Below are 24,406 nucleotides of genomic sequence, written 5' to 3' on the forward strand. Positions count from 1 at the left end.
AACTTTTGATCTAACGCATACCTACTGGCAAGGAAGCTCTTGAACATGAAAATTTTTTTAGCCTCCGATATTCATACAGAATTCGCACATCAGCGGTTTGATCCGTCTGCCAAATATTCATGTTTACGTTTCGATCATCCCAATACCGCGGATGTCGTCATTCTGGCCGGCGATATTGGCGAAGGGTGCAATGGCCTGGAATGGGGCCGGAGGCGGTTTGCCAACCATGAAATCATTTATGTCGCCGGCAATCACGAGTTTTATGATAACGACCTGGGCATCATCGACGAATTGCGGGCTACCGCTACGGCATTGGACATACATTTTCTGGAGAATGACAGCGTCGTCATTGACGGGGTGCGGTTTTTAGGTTGCACATTGTGGTCGGACTTTAACCGCTATTCGCCATCATCGGTTTATGAAGCACAATCGACCATGAACGACTATCGCTATATCACTTGCCAAACATGGTGGCAAAACCCCGATCACTACGATCGCGCGACCGCGCTGATGAGACGAACCACCGATTCGCTGTTCGGGTTTGAGCCGCACTATTTTTCCCCGGCCGTCGCCTATTGTCTGCATCAGGATTCGCTGCGCTGGCTGGACCGGCAATTAGCCGAGCAACATGACGGAAAAACGGTGGTGGTAACCCATCATGCTCCCTCGCTGCGTTCCATGGAAATCGTCGATTACGCCTATGCCTCTTCGCTGGATGAATTTATCGCCGACCGATCGCACCGCATTGACCTGTGGTGCCACGGCCATATCCATAATGCGGTGGATTATGAGATCGCCGGCGTTCGGATCGTGTCGAATCCGCGAGGATATCCAAGATCACCGGCGCCCGGCTTTGATGAGGAGCGTTTGATAGAGGTGTAGAAACCATAAACCGACCTCTTCTATCGAATTCTTTCTACAGTCTCATAAACCTCAGACACCATCTCAGTTAAAGCGGCTTACCATCATCCTCCGGCGAATGCATAAGAGGCTGACTGACCTGCATGAGTCCGCCCAATGTCGCCCCCGCGACGCGCGCATCCACTTCCTGCATGAACACCTCCGCTGAAGGCAAATAATAGCCGTCGCGCGGCCATTTTTCGCCAATCATCGGCGGATTGCCGAAGGTCGTTACTTTGTCGAGATAAGCCTGATACGCCGTTTTAAAAGCTTCACGCGCCGCCGCCAAGGTTTCGATCAGTTCGCCGGGCGTGGCCATCTCATCGGGATACAGCCAAGTTGTCGCGCCCATCATATCCTGTAAGTGCCAGTCTTTTTTGGGGCTGTTCGGATGTTCGTTGTGGCAGTCGACGCAGGCTGCCGAGACGGCGTAATCGGGATACATCGCGGTATAGCGCCGAATATCGGCGGCATAGAAATATTCCGGCCGAAGCGTTTGCTTGATTCGGTTGAATTTCTCAATTTGTATGCCTTTGAAGGCATTCGACGACGCAATCGGAAAATCCGACCCCAAGAACAGGCTCAACGGTGTCGCATTTTTTTCCAGGCTTCTCGACGCTTCCCGTAAAAACAGCGCCGGCAACGGTCCGGCTTCGACAGAGGCTTCTTGCCAGTCTTCGCTGAACTGAAGGCCGGCCTTCTCGCCTTCCCCGACGATTTCTTGCGTATAGAGCGCGCGAACCGCATTGTTTTCGTTGGCGACGATATCCAACAAGCGATTGACGGGAATCGCCCGATCTTCGCCGGCTTTACCGTCCGGTAGCGCTTGCGGGGCTTCGACGAATAAATAGACGATCGACCCTATTAAGGTTAAAAACATCAACAAAAAAGTCTTATGACTCATCCGGTTTCTCCTTTGCTTTTTGGATGACGGGTCCGGGATACGGCGATGCCGCTCCGTTGAAATAGTCGCCGATAATAGCCGGCGCGATGGCATTGTCGACCTCGGTCGGCACATCCATTCGATGATTGCCGTGATAGTCGTGACAGCCCAGGCAAGTCTCCCAGCGTTGCTGTTGCGCCAAAGTTTGATGCGGAATGCTGATCGGGTCTTCTTTCAGCGAAAAATCCTCATGGCAACTTTGGCAAAATTCGGCGTTCTGCAGGGTGATGCGAACGCCCCGGTGTTCGACATGACAGGAGGCGCAGGTTTCGGGGTGAAGTTTTTCCCGCGTTTCGGCAAAACGCGGCTCATTGAAACGATGCACCAAATGCGGGTCATTCGGGCGATCATGACAGGCCAGGCATTGCGCGTTGCTCACCGGCCGGAATTGAAAATAAGCCTCATGCTTTCTCAAGCCCAGTTGGTGTTTGAGATTGGCTTGAATTTGCTGGCGCGCACTGCCTTCGGCCTCACGATGACAATCCGAGCACGGCAGTTGTTCATGACCGTGATTGGCGGGACCGGGACTGTGCCAAGCGGCTTGATTGTCGGACATCAGTAGCGCCAAACCTGCGATACTTAGAAACAGGCCTGCGGCATAGCCCAAACGATATTTAAAGCGAAAGGCAAGGTAACGAAATAGCATCTATTAAGCTCCCGTTACTTATAGGCAAGCGCGATATAAACGTGGTAAGCGCTTAAAAACAACAGACTGGTAGACAGGCCGACATGCAAGATCGTCCAGCCGTATACATAGGCTTTTCTAAACGCGGCGGTTACAAACTCGCCGCTGCCGTAGCCCAGAAGGTTATTGGCCAAATAAACGCTGCTCAACACCGCCAAATAAGCGTAGCCGATACTCGTGGCGTGCAGATAAAACAGCAGGGGCGCGACTGCGCCGATGGTTTTATGGCGGTTTTTTTGTGCCTTCAGACGGTCGTTTTCGCGCTTTAGCCAGCGCGCGACCGGCAAACGCCACTGCAACAAGACATAAAACAAGAGTAATAAGCCGCTGCAAATCTTATACATTTGATCGCTTTGCCATTGCTCGAGCAACGGCCACTTCAAATCGATCGCATCTTGCAGACCGTAAGCCGCCAACAGGCACAAGCCGACGGCCCGGTAGCCCCAGGCCTCTCGATCGGCTTCGCTGTTTTCGCCTGTCTGTTGCGGCGCTTCCAGGTCGATGATTTGCCGACCGACGGCCCCGCTCTTGCGAAGCAGCTCCATCGTCGCGGCTTTATAACTGGCGGAGCCGCAAATGTAATAGGATTCGCCGGGATAACGTTTCACCAGCGCATCGGCATCGGCCTGTCGCATGCGTCCGCGAGTCGAGGTAGGCCGAAATTCGACCGTTATGTCACAAATCCGCGCAATTCGGGATAATTCGTCGCGGCAGAAAAAGTCGTCTATTGAGCTTGCGGAATAGTCGATATGAATTTTCGTTTTTCCGTGGTGCTTGACGAGCATCCGGCACAAGGCCAGAACCGGCGTGATGCCGACGCCGCCGATCAGGCAGATGATGGGCCGGGAGCCGTTCGGGTCGAAAACAGCGCCGCCGACGCTGGCCGAAATCCTGAAAGGCGCGCTGGACGAATCGTCGAGATGATCGAACAACCAATTCGAAAAGAAACCGCCTTTTTTACGTTTGACGATGATCTCGCGCAATCCGCTGTCCGCACCATCGTCGGTGATCGCGTAGGGCCGCCCGACCCAAGCGCCGTCGATGAAGGCATGGACTATGATATAGGCGCCGGGCGGCTCCCGTTGCCAAGGCTCTCCATCGGCTCTGGCGAAGCGAAAAGCGCAGTAATTTTCCGAATAGCGATGCGCCGACGCCAAAAGCACCGGCAGCCATGAATTTTCACCGAGCAGTTCCTTAATGTAAACCCGACAACAACCGCACTCGCTGCCGGCGCCCGTGGCTCTGGAGATTTCAGAAAGGCTTGTCATGCCTTGTTCGATCGATCGTTCTATGGTGTTCCTGTCGATTTGCCGGCAATGACAGATGATTTCAGGTGGCGTGCGTGCAATGACGCGTTGCGTGTTGGTTTCCATGAGTCGGTTCTCAATTTATCGTTTTTTGTAGGCCTATTAAGGCTGATTGCAGCGCTTGAGTTTGGAGGCATTACCCCTTAAAGGCGGCTTATTCGCTAACATCGACGCTGAATCGGCAAACGCAATCCATTTTGGCGACACAAGCAGTCTGCTCGATCGGCCTACTCAGGACTGTCGTGATGAGCGCCTGGTCGAAACGGCACAGCTCGGGATGTTGTTGGGCCAGTTCATGATAAACACAGTGACTGACCTTGATACTGATTTGTCCATGTTGCCGTTCGAGCTCCGGGTGGTAGCCCAAATTTTCCATGACCTCGATCAGGGCCGGCAATGTCTGTTCTAAATCCTTACCGGCAAACTGCGCCTTCAACAATCGAGCTTGTTCGACGCCTAACTTCCAAATGACTTTTTGCAAAGCCTCCGAACCGAGTTCGACTGCCAGTTCGCTGAGCAATAAATCGCTAAACCAGGCATATTGCTTAGGTAATCCCTTGCGAGTCTGCTCGGTCAACCGATAACTACGCGACGGCCGCCCGCCCGTGTTATTGAACAGAGAGGTTTCACAAATCATTTGATTGCGCTCCAGCGACAGGATGTGCTGCGTGACCGCATTTCTGGAAATGCTCAATTCGGCGGCTAATTCATTGATGCTGAGGCCCGTTTCGGCAGTAAGGAGGAGTTTTAAGATTTGTTCTTGCCGTGAGCCGATTTGTTTATCCATGCTGTAAGAGGATTATTAAAAAATGAATACTGTATGTAATTGAAAGAAAACTGTTGTGTCATTGAATATTGCTGGAAACTCGGCTTGAAATAAAAATCAAGGAGTCCATACAAGTCCGACATTTACAATAGTCTCGCTTTGAAGGCGGATGATGGGGCTTGACTTCTCCAAACCCTGCAATGATTTTTTGATCAAGTATCTAGTGAGCTTGTTTATCACACTCATTCATTAATGCATTGACCCCGGTCGCCACGCACTTCGCGTGCCATCCGGTCATCGCAACTTTGTTCCCCGTTTTTTTATATAAGTGAATGAGCTTAGGCATCAATTGGGGCGGCTCCCCTAAGACCTGGTTGGCCGATAACGCAGACTTCAATCCTTCATCGGCGGATTTTTTTTCGGCTATGGCGATCAATTCCATGTGTTGAGGCAATAAAGAATCCGGGGATAATTCATCCTTCTTCAAAACCGCAATAGCTTCTGCGTTCAACCCGACGGATTTATACGCTTTGAAAGCGCTGTAATGAAGATAAGGAACATTGCCTGCTTGAGTCGTCATCATCTTATCAACCAGTTTTGTCACCGTGGGTGCATTGAGCTTAACCAGCGATCTATTGAGATCGCGCATTAAAGCCAAGCCATCAAGAAAACTTTTGACAGAGGGACTGTTTTTCACACCCACCCATTGCGTTATTCTCTTTTCCGGTCTCGGGGCTCCTGAATGAACGGTCTTAATGTAATCACGAATCGTGTCCTGACGCTCTTTGGTATCGTAATGTTTTTTGCGTAACCAATCTCGAGCCTCGAGAATACTCTCGGAAACACCGGTTATCATAGGAGTAAAATCGACCTCCATCCTTTTGGAATCGATTTTGAAAGAATCGGAAGCCATTTCTAAAAGAGATTCCCTGGATTTTTTTTGTTCCTCATTCAATTCGTCCCAGCGTTTCATTCGCCCCAACAACTCATACATGCCGATGCTGTTATAACCGGCGGCAATGAGAAGATCCGTGCCGAGTTTATCCGCATCGTCTTCTTGAGAACGGTCCAAGACAGGAATGGCCGCACTTTGAATCATTTCCAAAGCCGCCTCATTGGCCAGCAAAGGCAAAGTCTTTTGAGCAATAAGCTGGGTTCTCAATGCAAGATTTGTCAGCCCGTGGATATAATTCCATATTTCTTCGGCATTTCCGGTAATGTGATGTCCCAGCAAGACATGACTATATTCATGCGCCAACAAAGCCGCTAGCTCATCCTCGCTTTCGATGTCCAGTAATATGCCAAAGGGTACGAATATGGCGCCGTCTTCGGTGGCGTTAGCCGAATATGAAGAGTCCGGGACCACGAACACATGCGCGGGCTCCGGAATATCCGTATAAGCTTTTTGAAGGCGCGCCAGAATTTCATTCAAGTAAGCATCAAGCTCAGCCTGCCGGGCGATACCGAAATACGCGCGGCGAAAATTCAATCCCTTCTCGGGATTGGGCGCGTCCCTAGACAAACCTTTTACTGTGCCGGGAGGCAATAGCGGGGATTGATCGGCATCGCTCAGTCTCGCGGTGAATGTCGAACAGCCTGAGGACAATAGCGCAATGCCTATGACAAAAGACTTAATCGCTCTTTTGAGTGGCGAATTAGTATTAACACGCGCCATTATTTACATCCGTCATTATTACCAGGAACAGATGTATTTATATAGTCTATCGAATAACTGCTGGCTCTATCGCAGGTAGCCGTTACCAACGGTTTTTCCGTGGTCCCTATATCGAATTGGTCCAACCATACCATCCCGCGATCCCCATTGATTAAAACATAGCCAGCTGATGAACTCTCCACTATCGGTATTGGCAATGTCGGCAGGTCGTTTATGGTAGCTTCACCGATGCGATTAAAACTCGTTCCATCGCGATGATATAAAGTGAGTGAATCACTATTGAACCTGACTATCATTTGACGTGCCTCGTCAGAATTATCCTTGGATTCATCGGCTTGCGCGAACGAACCGAGATTCAATGAAAATATAGCTATGTAAAACAATATCGTACTGGACTTAAATTTCATTTTTTGTGGCCTTTTCAAGATGAATAGAATGGGTTAGGTTAATGGCGTTCCTGTTGAATCACGCGAATGATCAATTCATAAAGCAATAAAAAACTGAGCCAGTGGACTGCCGGGTAGTGATACTGCGTATAAAGAACAAATGACAGGGCTACAATCAGCAATACCGCGAACAGCCTTAGGCCGAACTGGTAAAAACGCGGCTTCGCGCGAAGCACGACTGCGATCGACCAGGAAACAACCATTGCCATACTTATCAATATAAAATCGAACACTCTTCCTTTATTATGGCTGTAGTAATCCCGACCGTAAGTCATTAAATTATCGAGCGCCATCGCGTGCAGATAAACGCCTGGAAGTTGACCATGGACCGGCGTGAGCACCAGATCATGCATTGCGGACAACCCCGAACCAATCAATACGATTTTGCCCTTGAGTACATCATGAACTTTATCGAAGTTGGTTAGGTCATGAGCCAAAACAGTCACTGTATAGGCGCAAGGCTGACGCGTCTTCTCCATGATGTCGTCGTCAAATCCGGAAATGAAAGTATGAAATATGGACTTAACAAAAGACTGAAAACGATCGGCTTCCGTTGGGTTAATCAGATCGCATTCGCTCAAACGCACCAGCTTTTTGGTCTCCATGATTTTTGAAACAGCACGCCCCCAATGCGGGGTCAACGGTCTGCATAATGCTTTACCCGATAAAAGGTTTGTCGGTTCCACGCATCCGATAGAGCTGTCGGCAGAACACGCCTCTCTGTAAAGCCGTAGCGCCGGCGTTGCAATACTTTGATCAGGATTACAGCTATCATTTTGCGCCTCGCCGGATTTGCTTGCCGGAAGCAGCAGCGGATAACCGCGACCAAAATTCGACCATTCCACGGGAGCTAATTCCACACCCTTTATATGCCCGAATACATTTTTTCGTGAAGTATCGGCTCCTTGAGCCAGAATGAGCGGTACTTTAAATCTGGCTAGGTCTTCCTCTAATTCCTTGCGCGCCTTGTCTAAGGTCTTGTCGTCCGCGCGGTAATTATTAAACTGAACATCGAAAAAGACAGCCTTAGGCTGATTTTTCAATACCCGATGGAGTAAACGGGAGTACCAATCATAATGCGGCGGCCAGGCCTGTCCTTCCTTGATTAAGGTATTGTCATTGATTAAAACCACCACTATTTCATTTTGTGCTTCCGAGCCATAAAATGGCGCCGCTATACGATCGATTATGAATTCCGAATAATCATCGGCCGCCTTCTTTATGCCAAAAGGTGATGCTTTATCCAATAGAAAATTAGTCAGCATCCATGACAAAAAAATCACTGCGGCAACGGAAAACGTTCTTCCCTGAAAAATGACTTCTCGAACCTTATTAATATCACCCTTCAAATCGGAAATTGAAAATAAATTTAAAGCATTTTTAATTCCTTCACGAATGCGCCCTCGAACCTCAACCCTAAATTCACCATCGCTACAAAAACTAACCGTAGGTTTAAAACATTTGACATATAAATCCTCTACGCTTTTTAAATTATCCTGACTTTGGCGAGACGATGAATCCTTGTTATTTGTCTCATTCAAACCGGTATTTGTAATGGTTTTGTTATCCAAGATTATCAGCCTCTTTCAAAATCGATTCCTGCAATGCCTTAAGTTGCTATTATTCAATCCCCAACAGCGAATACAAGTTGGGTGAGTATCAGCCCCACGGCCATTCTCGTTCCCACGCTGGAGCGTGGGAACGATAGGGTGTGTGAATAATTACTTGCCGAAGGGTTATTCAACACATACATTAAAAACGGCTAATAACCTAGCATCCCTCATCTTCAAAAAGAAAAGACTGATTACTTTGCTTTCATATATTGAGCATTTGTTACTAGGCTTAATCGCTCAAACCTTACGTTTGGTTCAATAGTGCAATAATTTTTTTAAGAAATCGCTCCAATAATCCTTACCGGACGGACTTTGTGTATCTTGAAACATCAGAACGACTCTAACGCACAATCAACCATGTCTTTGAAAAGAATATTTTCAAAGACGGATACTTAGGATCAGGCATCAAATAAATCACGCAACGCCATGATTTTTTCGTATACACGGCGCGCAAGCGGGCGTTAAGCGAAGCTATATAACTGTTTGTGCAACGAAGAAGACGGACAAAAAGTCCTATCGGTCGCCTAAGTTATAAAAAGCTCGCTTAGCTAGATTGATGAAATTCCGTGCTACTGCGGACAGTTATTGGGCGGATACAGGGATAGATAATATGTACGCGCCTTGATAAGACGATGCCTGACGGCTTGACGCGGTAGAGAATGGATGATAGATAAAGCGGAGTACAGCAATTGTATATTGTTGTTATTATTCATAGCCGATATTTTTTAATGCTCTATCTCTTCCGGATAGATTTTGTTTTTGAGTTGAAATGTGGCAAAAAAACCGCCACCACTACAATAAGTATTTAGTACACAATCTTAAAAAACATCTGACTGCATGGATTCCCCCCCCCAACTCATCCAAAACATGACGAACGAGCCTCATGACTAATGAGCAATCATATTAAATTGTGCATAGGGTTTATGCCTTTTGCTTTACAGTGCGCAAAAAAAAGCTAACCTACGCCGTAGTCATAAACCTTAAGCGAAGATTAACGTTGTTTCCATATTTTTTCAATCAAAAATTACCATTCTTTTATTAGGAATTTTTTCGCGCATTTACTCAAAAACGTCCAACCCCTTTATTTTTTTGATGCGCCGCGCGCTTCTTGTCTTTTACGAGACGATCTTGTTTAATAGCAGCCATACGACGATAGCCTGACAATTCTTAAGGTTGATTTGATCGTCAACAACCTTTTCAACCCAACTTTTCAAACGCCTGCTTAGGATCCTCACGTTTATGGGCGAACTGATTTCAACTCAAATCGACACGCTTTTAAACCAAATTGCCGCCGGCAACGATAAAGCCATTGAAACGCTGTACCGACATTACCATCGCCCTCTATTCGCCTTTGTTCGACATCTCATTAATGCCGATGAAGCTGCCGACGACATCGTTCACGATACGTTTATGGCGGTATGGAAAAACCCCTTAAATTTCAACGGCCGCAGCAAGTTTTTTACCTGGTTGTGCGCAATTGCAAAAAACAAAACATTGGACCATCAGCGTAAAATCCGACGACATCAGCGATTACCCATTGATGAATGGGATGATGACTTAGCAGATACCGCTGCCGATGCATCATGGGATGTACAGGGGCATTTTGAGGACATTGAGTTGAATGAAATTATGCAAGGCTGTATCGATGCACTGCCTTTGCCGCAACGCGAAGCAACTTATTGGGTTTATTATCAGGATCTGCGACTGGAAGAGGTTGCTCGATTACAAAACAGCCCGGCAAACACTATTAAAACCCGTCTTCTTCATGCACGCTCGAAATTGCGGGATTGCTTGGAAAAGGTTTTTAGTCTCGCGGATACGGAGAAAGGATAATGACCGATTCAGACTTGCATCATTTTCGCGAACTGCTTCCTTTTTGGGTTAACGGCACCTTGGACGAAGATCAGCAACGGTTCATGCGGGAATTCTTGCAACATCACCCTGAGCTACAAGACGAAGTTGATTTCAATCATGCCATACGTCATGCGGTTAAAGCCGTTAGCAATAGATGCTCGACCGATGCCGGTTTACAGCGCTTATTGCAAGCAAGCCGTACTGATCGCCGTCATCGCTTAATCGGCTGGCAGCGGCAGTTAAAAAGCATCTGTCATGACTGGGGATTAACCCCTGCTTTTGCGGTAATGACCTTAATCGTAGCCGTTCAAAGTATGCTGCTTTGGGGACCCTACCGAATCGACGACACGAAGACAGCACTGAAGTCATACCGTAGTATGCCGGAAGCTACCGGCACTGCGGACATCAAGATCACTGTCGACCCCGGCACCGATTTTGGGGAGTTGGTAATTTTGCTCCGGCAAAACGGTGCGCGCATCGTAAACGGCCCTTCGGAAAGCGGCGAATTGTGGCTTTCATTGGATGAGCGCAATCAACTGGATCATGTCGTTCAACAATTACTCGGCGCGACGGGCATTATGGATGTCATGCCGATTGAACCCGGCGATGGCTAGAAGCCACATCAACGATGCAATTCAATCATTTGTTCGGTTCATGGATACTCGGCTGCGCATTCGGTTTGATCGGTGTTTGTTGGGCTGATGAAGCCGCTCATCTACCGCAGCGTCATGCATTGATACTTGCTAATAGCGCCTATACCAACAGTCCATTACTCAACCCGCGAAACGATGCGGAATTAATGGCTTCCACATTGCGGCAGCTCGGGTTTGAGGTCGGCATTGAACACAATCTCAATCGCGAGCAACTGTTCGCATCAACGCGTAAATTCAGCGAGCGCTTGCCATCGGGCGCCATCGGTCTGGTCTTTTATGCCGGCCACGGCATACAAGTCAATGGCAGCAATTATCTAGTGCCCGTCGACATGCAGCCGACGGGAGAGCAAAGCGTCCCCCTCAAGGCGTTTCCGCTGCAAAGTCTCATCGACCGCCTACATGCTGCCTCGTCCGCGGTCAATATCGTCATTCTGGATGCATGCCGCAATAATCCGTTTCGCCCTTCCTCCCGCAATCGTTACCGGGATTTTGCCAATCTCGGTCTGGCCAAAACCGTCATTCCCAAGGGCACGGTCATCGCCTATTCAACCGCGCCGGGCCAGTTGGCCGAGGATGGAGCCGGCCGCAATAACAGTCTGTACACGAAAACGCTGACGGAACAAATGCGGCAAACAGGCCTAACGATTGAGGAAGCACTAAAAAATGTTGCCGCCATCGTTCGCAAGCAAACACTGGATGATCAACAGCCGTGGTTTGAGACCTCGTTGGTCGATGAGTTTTATTTTCTTCCTCCGCCCGGCGTCACCCTGTTGACCCACTCAAAAACCGTATCGACGCGTTCGGGTTCAACGAGCAGTCAAAATAGAAACCTTGAACCTTCAACGTGGTACACCTCTTTACCAGCTGGAGAATGGGCTGCAGTCGAATCCCAATTAGAAAAACGGATGAAAAATCTGACCGAAGATGAAGTTCCTTTGCTTGAACATCGTGCCGAGAATAGTAATGTGATTGCGATGACAACGCTAGGATTTGCTTATCGCAATGGCTTTTTTCAGGGAAGAGGCAACAATGGGCGTGACATTATTAGAGGCGGAGCCAACAATACAAAAAGCGTATATTGGCTACAACAAGCAGCGCTTGCAGGGTTTCCTATCGCTCAACTCGAATTGGGCGAAATGATTCTGCAAGGCATTGGAGTTGATAGCGATGAAAGTGTTGGCATGAATTGGCTGGAGCGCGCCAGCCATTCGAATTACCCTGCCGCCAAAATCATCTATGCGCAACGGACGGCCGGCATCGACCCGTCCGTTGCATTAACGGCGGAAGGACAGTTAAAGACACTGCAAATTCTTATGGATGTCGCTAAAAAATTAAGAGAATAACCGTTTTTTTCTTAATCTAGACCTATTCACACTTCGAATTTCTCCACACTGAATAAACAATATAGGGCCAGATTATCGCGAATAGGACCGATTGCAGCTCCTCGGCACGTTATTCAATGAAGCGACAATCACAAATTCATCCCCGCATGCCTAAGCCGCACTGCCATTAAGTTAAGCCGTTCGTGGTGAGCTTGTCGAACCATGGACGGCTTAACTTATCGACCCAGGCTTTTCCATTCACCCTTCGACAGGCTCAGGGCGAACGGAAAAATCCTTAACTTAATGGCAGTGATGCCTAAGCCGGGCAAAACCGAGTAAGGATTTGGTCATAAATAACTTACCTATTTAATGGAGGGTTAGGTTGCTCGATTGGCAAGTGTCGGCGGCAGGGCAGAATTTTGCTCCTCGGCAATTGCTGAGTTACATGGATGTAATGAATGCAGAAAATGCAGGAGCATTTTTCTGCCCTGCATCGCCTAAAGCGCCTACTGTTGATGCCCTAATACACGCCATCCATGGCGTAATGCAAAATCTGCATTCATGCCATGCATGGCAATCAGTCACCGCCGTCAAGCCTACACGGACGTATTCACGGCGTCTTGCCAAGCGAGTTCCCGAACCCTCAACAAAGGCCATCGTTCCAGGACGTTATTTATCACGAAATCCTAAATAGCGCCTGCAAATCAAGGCCGATCAATTAGATCCTTGGCGTTTCCATGCTTCATAATGTCGTAAACGAGGTCGAAAAATGCGCCCATGGTTTGCTTATCTTTCAACAGCACCCTGGCCAAATCATTATGCGATTTCATCGCGTCGACCGTTGCCGCCCGAACAACCCGAGGCAAATCGCCTTGCAATGCCTGCTCTTTGGTGTTGTTTTCCACCTGCTCCGTCACGCGATTATTTCTCATAGCAATATCGACAATCTGGGAAGTAAAGTGCCGTTGCCCCACATCGCCGGAAATATCGCCGAACAGCTCATTCATCCTCGCAATGATTTGACTGATAAACTCTTTTTCCCTGTCGCTTGGTTCCGCTTCATTCGGCTTGATCGGTTTTAGCAGATATTTTTCGCCTTCCTCATCGACTTTTTGTTCGGCACGGATTTGATAGTTTGCCAGCACCAGCCCGGTCAGATCGATCTGTTCGGGGGAGATGCCCGCCAGGCGTTTACTGTAAATCTTCGCGAACGCGGCGAAATTTTCCAGTTCCGCATCGCCGAGTTCGACCAACTGCGCAATGTAGTTGTATATTCGCACAAAGCGCCCGAGATCGGTTTTAAACCGCATCAAACCTTCCCGCGCCTTCGCGAATTCGCTGCGCTGAGATTCCGCGTATTCCCGCGCTTTTTTGTCGTCTTCCACTACCGCCTTGTCGATCGCGGCATCCCATTTTTCGATGGCGCCCGACAATATTTTCAATTTGCTGTTGAAGACGTCCGTGGGACGCTGGGTCGCGCTATAGAGCTTTTTATGCAGGCTTTCGTCCGTTTCCTTACCCGGAACCGCTTTGCCTCTGGCCTTTTTGAAGGCTTCAAGGTCTTCGAATTGGTAAATGCCCGCATTGTCCAATAGCGCCTTCGCGTCATAGACGACATTGCAATCTTGAACGGACTCCAATTCCGCGCCGTCGTCGTATTGCTTGAAGGCATCCAGAATGGTTTTCGGGTCATTGACGAAATCGATGATATAAGTCACGTCCTTGCCCGGATAGGTCCGGTTGAGGCGATTCAGCGTTTGCACCGCTTCGACGCCGCTGACTTTCTTATCCAAATACATGCCCACCAGCTTCGGCTGATTGAAACCGGTCTGAAATTTATTCGCGACGATCATCACTTGATATTCGGAACGCTCGAATTCCTGACGCAAGTCTCCCGTGGCATCGGGATTGAGATTGTATTCGGTGTACTCTTTTTCGATATCGAGGGAGTCCTTCTCGTCGTCTTTGCCGAGCGATTTGCCTTCCACCTTGCCGGAGAATGCGACCAAGGCTTTGATATGTTGGAGATTGTGTTTTTTAATGTATCGATCGAAAGCCAATTTATATTTGACCGCCTGCGCTCGCCCGCCGGTGACCACCATGGCTTTTGCCTCGCCGTTCAAAAGCCCTGCAATATTCCGGGTGAAATGATCGATGATGAACTCCACTTTCTGAGAAACGATCGTCGGATGCAGCGACTTCCAGCGCGCCAGCGATCGGCGGGCGAATTTTTTGTCCACGCGTTTATCGTTTAGCCCCTGATCGCCCAAACGAACGGCTTGCGAATACGGCGTATAGTTTCTAAGCACATCGAGAATAAAGCCCTCCTCTATCGCTTGCCGCTGGGTATAGCGATGAAAGGCTACCGGCTTGTTGTCGTCCGATACCGGCATGTCCGGGTTTTCCGGTCTACCGAACAGCGTAAACGTGCTGTGTTTCGGCGTTGCGGTAAACGCAAAATGGCTGACATTGGCGGGGCGCACACGGGATTTCTGAATCTCCAACAACACTTCTTCCAGAGTCATCTCTTCGAGCTTCGTCTTAGAATCCAAGGACAGCGCCGCCCTCAAACCTTGGGCGGTAGAACCGGTTTGCGAGGTATGCGCCTCGTCGATGATCACCGCGAAATGACGGTTTTTCAGCGATTGCTCGGTCAAAATGGCTTCCATCGCAAACGGGAAGGTTTGAATAGTCACGACGATGATCGGCACGCCCTGCTTGAGGGCTTCAGCCAGCCGATGACTTTTGGACCGGCCTCCGCGCAGATTGGCATCGATGGTTTCGACCACGCCGAACTGGTGATCCAATTGTTTGACGGCATCCTGCAACTGCGCATCGAGCACGGTGCGGTCGGTCACTATGATCACCGAGTTGAAATAGGCTCTGCCGTCGGGATAGCGCAGCTTGATCAGATCGTGAGCCGTCCAGGCGATGGTGCTGGTTTTGCCGGACCCGGCAGAATGTTCGCACAAATACTGCCGACCCGGACCCAGCGCCTTGGCGTCCGCGATCATCGCATTCACGGCTTCGAACTGGTGATACCGGGGAAAGATCAAGGTCTCGGCCTTGTAAGGCATGCCGAACTTGTCGACCGTATCCTTGGTTTCCACATACACGAAGCTGTGAAAAATGCGCAGCCAGGCATCGCGCTGACAAATTTCCTCCCAAAAGTAGGCCACCGGATATTCGCCGTCGTCGCGGGCCTTATTGCCCGCATGACCGTCATTGCCTTTGTTGAAGGGCAAAAAGAAGGTTTTCTCGCCGTCCAGCTTCGTGGTCATTGCAATCTCGCTGTCACTCATCGCAAAATGCACGACGGCGCCGCGTCTGAAGGTCAACAAGGGCTCTTTACGTCGGGTTATCGGATCTTGCGGCAAGCGGTCGCGCTTGTATTGCCAAATCGCATCCTCGATGGCCTGGGTAAAATCGGTTTTTAGTTCCACCGTTGCCACAGGAATACCATTGATGAAAAAGCCCAAATCAATCGCCCACTCTCGCGTGGGGCAGTATTTCAACTGCCGCACCACGCGCAGAATAGTGTTTTGGTATTTCGCGACCTCCTTGCTGTTGCGGTCATCTTCCGGGGCGGCCTGGCTCATCGCGACATTGCCCGCGCCCGCGATATCGAAACCTTGGCGAAGCACCTTGATGGTGCCGCCGGTTTTGGCCGCCAGCGCTTTCTCCAACCTATCCAACACCGCTTTATCGGCATCGCCGCCGTTCAATCGGGTGAGTTTTTCCCAGGTTTGCGGCTGAGAGGTTTTAATCCAGCTCACCACATCTTCGGGATACAACGCCCGCACCGGGTCGTAATGGCTATTGGCGCCCTCCACCCAGCCGTTATCGACCAGCTTTTTGACGATGTAGGTTTCTAAGTGAACTTCGTGATGGGCTGCCATGCTCTGATCCGGATTGTTGTTTAATACCTTGCCAAATTACCATTCGGTGGAATATCGGTTAGCCTCGCCCCCTAAATGGACTGGGAGTCTCCGATCGTGCTTCGGTGAGGTCATCGGGGTCGTTCGCTTTTCACGTCAACATTGAATCACTGACCCGCTAAATTAAAGAAAAGCCGTTTCCGTTAACTTAGCCTGCCCTTTAGGAATATGCACAAAATAACTTCTACAAGTAGTAGGCTTTGCGGAGGTTCGGTGACTCGCTTGACAGGACGCCGTGAATACATCCCTGTAGGCTTGACGGCGGCTATCCCTGCCGCCGACACCTGTCAATCGAGCCACCGAACCCCCTTCCAACAGTTGTCTATGTTATTTCATGCTCGTTCCTTAGTTAAACAAAACCCGGTTTCGTTAACTTAAAATTGCGTCGAGGCACGAATCCCCCTGTCGCATGGCTTCAGCCTGCCGCCGATGCTTCAAATCGATGAATGCGCGTCAACGCCTCGCCCAAGGCATCCTTGGCTTTTGCCGTGTCGTAATCGGTTTGCAAACCCACCCAAAAACCCTCACTCATACCGAAAAAACGCGACAAACGCAGTCCTGTATCAGCGGTGATGGCGCGTTTACCGGCAACGATTTCACCGATACGCCGCTGCGGCACGTTAATTCCTTTGGCAAGCCGGTACTGAGTGATACCTAGCGGCTTGAGAAACTCTTCCAGCAAGACTTCACCGGGGTGAACGGGCGGCAGCTTGCCACCGCTGATGTCAGTTACATCAGAAAAATCCACGGAATCAATCTCATCAATAGAAATGCTCATGGTCTACCTCTTTCAATGGTAATCAACGATTTCAACGTCAAAGGCATCGCCGTTTTCAAACCGAAAACAAAGACGCCATTGGCCGTTGATACGGATGCTGTACTGATCGGCACGGTCGCCGGATAATTTTTCCAGGCGGTTGCCGGGCGGGATGCGCAGATCATTCACATCCGCCGCTCGATGCAACAACGTCAACTTAATTAAGGCCATACGCTGCAAATCCGCACCGAACCGATGCACGGGTTTACGAGCAAACACGGCAGCGGTTTCTTTATTGGCGAAGGTCTTAATCATGGCATCATAGTAACGAGAGGCGTTAGTATCGTCAACACTTAGAACAAATCTCGACCCATCCGGCGACGAGTTGATGTAGCTCCGATTTACCCTGAGGCTATAAAAGCTTAGCGTAATCGGAGGAACGAAGGTTATCCATAACATGCGTCCGATTACGCTATCGCTAATCGGACCTACGCAGACTGAATTCAATGTAGGGGCGATTTTAATCGCCCTGGCCGAATGAATTCGCCCCTACACGGCTTCGCGGTTCGGGTTTGTTTTCTAATTGACTCACGCGGCTTCCTCCTTGTAATTGCGAACGTCGATTTTGCCGGTCACGGCGGCGCTGATTAGGGCTGTGCGGTGTTCTTTGAGCAAATCAATTGACGTATTGGTTTCTTCAATGATTTTTTCCAAACGCAAGGTGTGTTCGTGAATAAAACTAAGCGCTGATAGTTGCTCGTTAATGGGTGGGACGGGAAACTTTATTTTTGCCAGAGATTCACGATTAATTTTTGGCATAGCAACGCGATCAGATTCAAGAATTGCATTACGCGTGAATTCATTACTCAAAATCAACCACAGTAGATATTCATTCAGCATTCTCGAGTCACAATTCAACGGATACATATCCGCACTGCAAATTGTTTCCTCATCTTCGCAAATACAAGCCTTGGCAAGCCCCGGGCGAATTTTGCTGTAAATGACTTCGCCTTTTTTACACAAATATTTCCCACTATCAGCGCCTTGCTCTCTAGCTGTTTCCTTTTTAATAATACGGCCAGAAGAAGACTCAACGTGGTTTGGCGCAATTAAAATAAAGTTACTCCAAGGTTCTTCAGTTGGATCAACTTGCCCATTTCTGATGCTGACAAAATGTGAAAATTTGATGAGTCCCCAATGCACCGGCACTTCAGCTATCCACTCGATGCCGGAATCTTTCATTTTGACGTTGGGATCAAGGCCTTTGGTGACGACGTGGCTGATCAGTGCTTGGCGCTTTTCTTTCAGCAGCTTGATAAAGTTTTGCTTTTCGGCAATCAGCTTGTCGATGCGTGACGTTTCCCGGTCTAGGAAGTTGGCGATGGCTTTTTGCTCAATGTCTGAAGGTGTTGGACTCTTGAAATATTCAACATAATTTGTTGATACACGTTTTAATCCGCCGGCACCCAACATATGCGAAGCCCCAGGAAGCCTAAAGATATAACTGGAAATCAAATAAAAGAGAAACTTTGTGCGAACCATTTTAGGTCTGAGAACATATAGTTCAGTAGTCCCAAAACCATAACCATTGCACAGATTTCTAGCTATTGCTGATTTTCCGTTTTCAAAGCAGGGGGTAACTTTTGCAAAAATCACATCACCTTCTGCAAAGAAGCTATAACCCTGCCTTACTTCTGATGCGTGCTTTTGTATAGATGTGTCTAGATCACCGTTTGTACCTAAATTTTCCATTGGAATGAATGAAACGAGTCTGTCCAAGTCAGCATTAAGATCTTTAGGTACTGACGGCCCAATTTCAGCAATATGTTTTAGTGGTTTTATTGTCCATTCACTTGGTATTTGACCTAGGTATTCAACTCCAGAATCTTTATATTCAGGATAAGCCTTCATCACTCCGCCACCTCATCCAACAACGCCTGAATCCTAGCCTCGCAGGCTTTCAAATCCGCGTCGATCTCATGCAACGGTCTGGGCGGCACGTATTGATAGAAGTAGCGGTTGAAGTTGATTTCGTAGCCGACGATACCGACCTCGCCGTCTTTGGCGTCGCGCACGCTGTAATCGATGAAGGCATCGGGCACATGCGGCAGCACTTCGGATTTGAAATAGTCTTCTACCGGCGTGCCGAAGGGAATGCTTTCGCTGTCGTTGAGCGAAGTGTCGGGAATGACTTGGCCTTTGTCGTCCCGCACCGGCTCGGCGGTTTCGTCGCGCTCGATAAAGGCGGCAATGAAGGCATTGGCGAGCGCCTTGCTTGTTTTACCGAAGCCTTCGGTTTTGTTTTTGGCGTTGACGATCTCGAAGGCCCATTGATATTCCTGTTCGCCAAGATGTTCCCTGAAGAAATCGATCCAGGCGGTTTGCTGCGCTTCGTCGAGCTTTTCGAAGGCCTTTTGCTCGAACAGAGTTTGGATCCTTTCTTTGCTGATCGCCAGCTTGGCTTTGAGCGGACGCTTGATCGCGACCTTGCGGTAGGCGAAGTCGGTGGTGTTGAAAATTTTGCTGCGCCCGGTTTCCGCGAAGGCGGCGTATTCGCGCACGACCTCGTCGATCTGTTCGTCGCTCAGATAGCGGCGCTTGGTGCCTTCGGATTTACGCATCGCGGTCCAGGTATCGCTCAGGTTGATCAACTGCACCTTGCCTTTGCGTTGTTTTTCTTTGTGGTTGGAGAGTATCCACACATAGGTGCCGATGCCGGTGTTGAAGAACATATCGGTCGGCAGCGCGACGATGGCTTCGACCAGATCCCGCTCCAGCAACCAGCGGCGTATTTCGCTCTCGCCGGAACCGGCGTCTCCGGTAAACAGCGGCGATCCGGACAGCACAATGCCGACCCGGCCGCCGCCGTGTTCCGGACGTTCCATTTTGCTGACCAAATTCAGCAAAAACAACATGGAGCCGTCGCTGACGCGCGGCAGGCCCGGGCCGAAGCGTCCTGCGTAGCCCAGTTCCTTGTGTTCTTTCTCGACCGCTTCTTTGTCTTTGTCCCATTTGATACCGAACGGCGGATTGGCCAAACCGTAGTGGAAGCGTTTGTCTCGGTGCCGGTCGTTGGATAGCGTGCTGCCTTGGGCGATGTTTTCGGACTTGTAGCCGCGAATCAGCATGGCGGTGAGCGCCATGGCATGGGTTTTCGGGTCCAGCTCCTGGCCGTAAGGCACGATGGTGGCGGTGGAGCCCAGTTGCTTGATCTGGTCGACGGCATCGCTGATGAAACCTAGCAGGCCGCAGGCAGGATCGTACACGGTGCGAATGACGCCTTTTTCCGAGAACACGGCTTCATCCGGAACCAGTACCAGTTTGGTGGCCAGGCGCACGACGTCTTTCGGGGTCATGAATTCCCCGGCCTTTTCGTTGATACTGGCGGCAAACTGTCGGATCAGGTCTTCATAGGCATTGGACATCACCCGGTCGGAGACCATTTCCGGATGCAGGTCGATAGCCGCGAACTGACGCGTCATGCGGTACAGCAGGCGGGCTTTGTCCAATTCGTGTATCGTGTTGATGAAGCCGAATTCTTCGAAGATCACCCGCACATTGGCGCTGAACTTACTGATGTAGTCTTCCAGATTGGCGCGGGTGTTAGTCCCGCCGAGCGTATCCAGCGTGTACCGGCTGATGTTGTAAAACGGCAAGCCGGAGAAGGACGGCAGGATCAGATCGAGATCGATGCCGGAGTCTTTTTCGTTGTCGTATTCTTTGAGCACGACGTCCTTGGTCGGCTCCAGCACGCATTCGAGGCGGCGCAGCAGCAGTAAGGGAATGATGATGCGGGCAAAGTCGGTGTGTTTGAAGTCGCCCCACAGGTCGTCGGCTATTTTCCAGATGAAGTTGGAAAGGGTCGTGCTGTCGCTAGTTTTGATACTATCCATTAGATCGTTATTTTTCTTAATCGCTTGATGTCGGTCGAATGCCGTTCACTATTTCCGGCACGCACAAAAAATGCTATCCCACCGAATTGCCGGTTTTTTAACGGACTGTCAAAAATGAGGATTCCCACTTAAGGCGGGACAAAAGCACTAAGGATTAACCGTTCGCCCTGAGCCCTTCGGCTGCGCTCAGGAGAGCCCTATCGAAGGGCGAACGGTAGTTTGAGGCTTCACCAAGCCGGTGAAAGTGTTGTAGACCCTTCATGCTTCGACTTGGCTCAGCACGAACGGTCTACAACACATGCCAACTGCTCTTTTTAGGTTAAACTGCCCCGCGTTAAGTGAGTAGCCAAAAATGAACCGGCTGTTCCAACCATGATGGCCGCAGTCTGCCGCTAGCGGCAGGCCTTCAAACCGGGTCGTCATTCTAACATCGCCGCACTTAATCGTTACGGACTATCTTATACGCTGTTCAGATCTTCAAGAATAAAGCGCTCACCGGTCGCACGTGACCGCCGAAATTTCATGTGCGATTATTGCCGCCGACAAGCCATTTACCGCTTGGGTTAGAGCGCGCCGCCGCAACTCGAACCTTGGCCCGCGGTACAGCCGAAACAATGTTCGGCCACTTGAATCGGCGCCGAATCCAGATCTTCAGACAACAAATCGCCGATATGAACCGGCTGTTTACCGCCCAGCGGCAAGTCCAACATTTGATTGAAATCGCAGTCATAGACGTAACCTTGCCAATCGATGCTCAACAGGCTTTTGCACATGACCTTGCTCAGGTTTTCCGGTCGATAGGCATTCTTGAGCAATCGCAGATAATCGTCAAAGACTTGTCGGCTATCGGTTTCATGCTTGCCGCCCGCCATCAGTACCGCGCCGAAACGTTGTATCGGCATGTTGGTAATGGCCAACAAGCGGTTAAATACAATACCGAATTCACCGCCCAAATGGTCGCGATATTGCTGTTCGAGCGCTTGCTGCGGCGGCGGGAGCACCGGGCCCTGAGGATTAAATACCAAATTCAGCTCCAAGCCGCTATCCGGCCGCCCGTAACCGAGTTCATTGAGTCGCTTTAGTGCGGCAATCGAGGACGAAAACACTCCTTTGCCGCGCTGCGCATCGACGTTATCGCCGATATAGCACGGCAAGGACGCGATAATTTCGACCTGCTGTCCGGCCAGGAATTCGGCGGCCCATTCGTAACCCGGCTCGACCAAAATGGTCGGATTGCAGCGGTCGATGACGTGGAGACCTTGCCGCCTCGCGGTCTCGACCAGCCAGCGAAAATCCGGATTCATTTCCGGCGATCCGCCGGTCAGATCCAAGGTCTGTATGCTTTGTTTTTCGGCGAATTGCAACGCATTTGCCATGACTTCGCGCGCCATCAACTCGGTGCGCTTAGGTCCCGCGTTCACATGACAGTGGACGCAGCTCAGATTACAGAGATAGCCCAGGTTCATCTGCAGCGTCGTCAACTGCGCTCTGCGCAGAGCGGGGAATTCGCTTTTGAGCAATAACGGCTTACTGTTATACATAAGGCCCCTCATCGAATGTCGTAAACTCAGGCGTCAACCCATATAAAAAACGCATCAGGTGAACCTGTTCCGGTACCGGCGACGCCAGTGCTTGCAGTGCTTTATGTAAGACAAGTAAATCGGACGGCTCGTCAACATCTTGCAGCACTCGTAGCGTTTGCACTTCGCCCCATTGCTTGACGGCATTGAGAAACTGCGTGCCGGTATCGGCGGTGCTATATTCGACATCGGTCCACCAAGGCCCGAGCAGAGAACAATTGCCCCCAAACAGCCAAAACCCGCCGTCGAGACTCGGCCCGAAAGCAAAACGAGCTTGCTCTTCGTGCGCCAGCCAGCTTGAAGCTTGCTGCAAATCGGCAACGGTCATTTGCGGAATATCGGCTCCTACCAACATAACAAAATCATGATTTTGTATTAAATGCTCATAAACATGACGCATGCGCTCACCCAAACCGCCCTCGCCTTGCCACAGACACGACATGCCTCGCCAAATTTCGTTAGTCGCCGCGATTTCTTCGGCCACGGCATAATAGCCTTGAAGCTCACATGATTGTTCTGCCTGTTTGATGACGGCTGCCGTTGACCGTGCTGCCTGCCAATGAAATTGCTCGGCCCTGTCGGTTCCAAGCTTCACCGCCAAGCGTGTTTTGATCGGCGAGAGCCCCGGGGTTTTGACGAATAAGGCAATCGCGCCGCGTGCGGCCATCAGCAACACGCCGCGCCAGAAGTTAGATTCGTGCTGCTGTTCGGCGGCGCGCAGTCGAACAGACCGAAATGCACGTTTTTGTCGCCTAATAGCTCGAAATGACGGCCGTAGCGGCTGCCGCCGAGCATGTCGGCGGTATTGCCGCACACGCGCAAGGGCCTTCCGCTTTCGAAATGATGATGATCGTCAAGATCGAAAAAATGCGGATGACCTGCGATCGTGCCTCGGTAAGTCGCGACTTGCCCGAAATCTTCGCAGCGGTCTTCTAGCGGCAGTTTGAATACCCGTATCGTGACCGAACGAAACCCGATCATGCCGATTTTGGCATGCACTTCGTCATCATCGATATCGATCGGGCTTTCGCTGACGATACGCACATCGGGACAGCCAAGATCCTGCAAGGCGCGGCGAAAATCCTCCCAATAAAACGCCCCGGCCAGACACTCGCCGAGCAATACCGGTTCCAACTTAAGTTGTTCGGGGATGCGCCGGTCGGCATAGACATCGGAAAAATACAATTCGCCGCCGGGTTTGAGTACTCGGAAAATTTCCGACAGCACGCGCCGCTTGTCCGGCGACAAGTTGACGACGCAATTCGACACGACCACGTCGATCGAATTGTCGGCGATACCGAGCGAGGCCAAATCCTCGATATAACCCTGTCTGAACTCGACATTCGAACGCGCATAACCGTAACGTTCGGCATGCCAATCGCGATAGGTTCGCGCGATATCGAGCTGTTCATCGGTCATATCGACGCCGATAACCCGCCCGTTTTCGCCAACCAGCCGGGACAACAAATAACAGTCGCGCCCCGTCCCGCAGCCCAAATCCAAAACCGTGCTGCCTTCGAGCGCCGGCGGCAGCGGCGAACCGCAGCCGTAAAAGCGCTCGACGACTTCGGGATGGACATCCTTGAGTAAAGCGCGCAAATGCTTTGGAAAGGCATCGGCCGTGCAACACGCGCTGGTTTTCAAATCCTGGCTCGAGTTGAGCACTTTGCCGTAGTAGTTTTTTATCGAATCGGTTATCGCGGTTTCGTTCATGACTATACCTATCAAACTTCAAATATCGGCATTAACCTATGAAGGTGCCGGGTTATTCAGCAAAGGCTTTGCTAGCAGGTCCGATTTTTGCTTCCGGAAAAATCACTATTAGCAACCTCCGTGACGTTCAGATGCTATCACAAAGCTTATTTGGATGTATTCACGACGCCCTTTGACCAGCAATTCCCAATTTGGAGATCAAAAAGGGTGTGGGGTATGCTTGGCGAGGATGTCGGCAGCGGGACAGATTTTTGCTCCTCGGCAATTGCTGAGTTACATGAATGTAATGAATGCAGAAAATGCAGGAGCATTTTTCTGCCCTGCATTGCCCTACTACACGCCATCCTTGGCGCTTAGCTGC

18 protein-coding genes are annotated in these 24,406 nt (G+C 50.1%); 4 read left to right on the forward strand and 14 right to left on the reverse strand.

Features of this window, described 5'->3' with window-relative positions:
* Window positions 1-45 precede the first annotated feature (45 nt).
* Entirely contained in the window at window positions 46-882 is an 837-nt protein-coding gene (locus METBU_RS0108970; protein WP_017840298.1) for a metallophosphoesterase, read from the forward strand.
* A gap of 67 nt (window positions 883-949) precedes the next feature.
* Here the strand turns inward: METBU_RS0108970 and METBU_RS0108975 are convergent, their stop codons facing one another.
* From METBU_RS0108975 to METBU_RS0109005, 6 genes are all read right to left on the reverse strand, one after another.
* On the reverse strand, window positions 950-1,804 hold the full coding sequence (locus METBU_RS0108975) for a c-type heme family protein (RefSeq protein WP_017840299.1): 855 nt from the start codon (window positions 1,802-1,804) through the stop codon (window positions 950-952).
* On the reverse strand, window positions 1,794-2,489 hold the full coding sequence (locus METBU_RS23790; protein WP_017840300.1) for a cytochrome c3 family protein: 696 nt from the start codon (window positions 2,487-2,489) through the stop codon (window positions 1,794-1,796). The genes METBU_RS0108975 and METBU_RS23790 overlap by 11 nt, the downstream gene beginning before the upstream one ends.
* Window positions 2,490-2,503: 14 nt before the next feature.
* Window positions 2,504-3,901, reverse strand: a complete 1,398-nt coding sequence (locus METBU_RS0108985) for a (2Fe-2S)-binding protein (protein WP_026130117.1) — start codon at window positions 3,899-3,901, stop codon at window positions 2,504-2,506.
* 88 nt (window positions 3,902-3,989) lie between these two features.
* Window positions 3,990-4,622: a helix-turn-helix transcriptional regulator gene (locus tag METBU_RS0108990; protein WP_017840301.1), complete on the reverse strand. Its 633-nt coding sequence runs from the start codon at window positions 4,620-4,622 to the stop codon at window positions 3,990-3,992.
* Window positions 4,623-4,821: 199 nt separating this feature from the next.
* Window positions 4,822-6,276: a M48 family metallopeptidase gene (locus METBU_RS0108995; protein ID WP_017840302.1), complete on the reverse strand. Its 1,455-nt coding sequence runs from the start codon at window positions 6,274-6,276 to the stop codon at window positions 4,822-4,824.
* 445 nt (window positions 6,277-6,721) lie between these two features.
* Window positions 6,722-8,293, reverse strand: a complete 1,572-nt coding sequence (locus tag METBU_RS0109005; RefSeq protein WP_017840303.1) for a CHASE2 domain-containing protein — start codon at window positions 8,291-8,293, stop codon at window positions 6,722-6,724.
* A gap of 1,281 nt (window positions 8,294-9,574) precedes the next feature.
* Here METBU_RS0109005 and METBU_RS0109010 point away from each other — a divergent pair.
* The 3 genes from METBU_RS0109010 to METBU_RS25255 are packed head-to-tail and all read left to right on the forward strand — an operon-like array spanning window position 9,575 to window position 12,185.
* Complete coding sequence (locus METBU_RS0109010) at window positions 9,575-10,168, forward strand: RNA polymerase sigma factor (RefSeq protein WP_017840304.1); 594 nt, start codon at window positions 9,575-9,577, stop codon at window positions 10,166-10,168.
* A complete protein-coding gene (locus METBU_RS0109015) occupies window positions 10,168-10,803 on the forward strand; it encodes a hypothetical protein (RefSeq protein ID WP_017840305.1) in 636 nt (211 codons plus the stop codon). Before METBU_RS0109010 ends, METBU_RS0109015 begins: the two co-directional genes overlap by 1 nt.
* A gap of 14 nt (window positions 10,804-10,817) precedes the next feature.
* Window positions 10,818-12,185 (forward strand): caspase family protein, encoded by a 1,368-nt coding sequence (locus METBU_RS25255; RefSeq protein WP_017840306.1) that lies wholly within the window; start codon window positions 10,818-10,820, stop codon window positions 12,183-12,185.
* Window positions 12,186-12,868: 683 nt separating this feature from the next.
* Here METBU_RS25255 and METBU_RS0109025 read toward each other — a convergent pair.
* The 8 genes from METBU_RS0109025 to METBU_RS0109060 form a co-directional block, all read right to left on the reverse strand.
* Window positions 12,869-16,063, reverse strand: a complete 3,195-nt coding sequence (locus METBU_RS0109025; RefSeq protein ID WP_017840307.1) for a type I restriction endonuclease subunit R — start codon at window positions 16,061-16,063, stop codon at window positions 12,869-12,871.
* A gap of 454 nt (window positions 16,064-16,517) precedes the next feature.
* Window positions 16,518-16,880, reverse strand: a complete 363-nt coding sequence (locus METBU_RS0109030; RefSeq protein WP_017840308.1) for a HigA family addiction module antitoxin — start codon at window positions 16,878-16,880, stop codon at window positions 16,518-16,520.
* A 12-nt stretch (window positions 16,881-16,892) separates the two neighbouring features.
* Window positions 16,893-17,174 (reverse strand): type II toxin-antitoxin system RelE/ParE family toxin, encoded by a 282-nt coding sequence (locus tag METBU_RS0109035; protein WP_017840309.1) that lies wholly within the window; start codon window positions 17,172-17,174, stop codon window positions 16,893-16,895.
* Between the two features lie 273 nt (window positions 17,175-17,447).
* Complete coding sequence (locus METBU_RS23800; protein WP_017840310.1) at window positions 17,448-18,770, reverse strand: restriction endonuclease subunit S; 1,323 nt, start codon at window positions 18,768-18,770, stop codon at window positions 17,448-17,450.
* The gene (locus METBU_RS0109045; protein WP_017840311.1) at window positions 18,770-20,752 is read right to left on the reverse strand and encodes a class I SAM-dependent DNA methyltransferase; all 1,983 of its coding nucleotides are present in this window, start codon (window positions 20,750-20,752) and stop codon (window positions 18,770-18,772) included. Before METBU_RS0109045 ends, METBU_RS23800 begins: the two co-directional genes overlap by 1 nt.
* Window positions 20,753-21,315: 563 nt before the next feature.
* On the reverse strand, window positions 21,316-22,293 hold the full coding sequence (arsS, locus tag METBU_RS0109050) for an arsenosugar biosynthesis radical SAM (seleno)protein ArsS (protein WP_017840312.1): 978 nt from the start codon (window positions 22,291-22,293) through the stop codon (window positions 21,316-21,318).
* Entirely contained in the window at window positions 22,286-22,999 is a 714-nt protein-coding gene (locus METBU_RS23805; protein WP_017840313.1) for a TIGR04282 family arsenosugar biosynthesis glycosyltransferase, read from the reverse strand. The genes arsS and METBU_RS23805 overlap by 8 nt, the downstream gene beginning before the upstream one ends.
* Window positions 22,999-24,045: a methyltransferase domain-containing protein gene (locus METBU_RS0109060; RefSeq protein WP_017840314.1), complete on the reverse strand. Its 1,047-nt coding sequence runs from the start codon at window positions 24,043-24,045 to the stop codon at window positions 22,999-23,001. Before METBU_RS0109060 ends, METBU_RS23805 begins: the two co-directional genes overlap by 1 nt.
* Window positions 24,046-24,406 lie beyond the last annotated feature (361 nt).

Origin of the sequence: Methylotuvimicrobium buryatense 5G, assembly GCF_000341735.1 — a bacterium.
Lineage (GTDB): Bacteria > Pseudomonadota > Gammaproteobacteria > Methylococcales > Methylomonadaceae > Methylotuvimicrobium > Methylotuvimicrobium buryatense.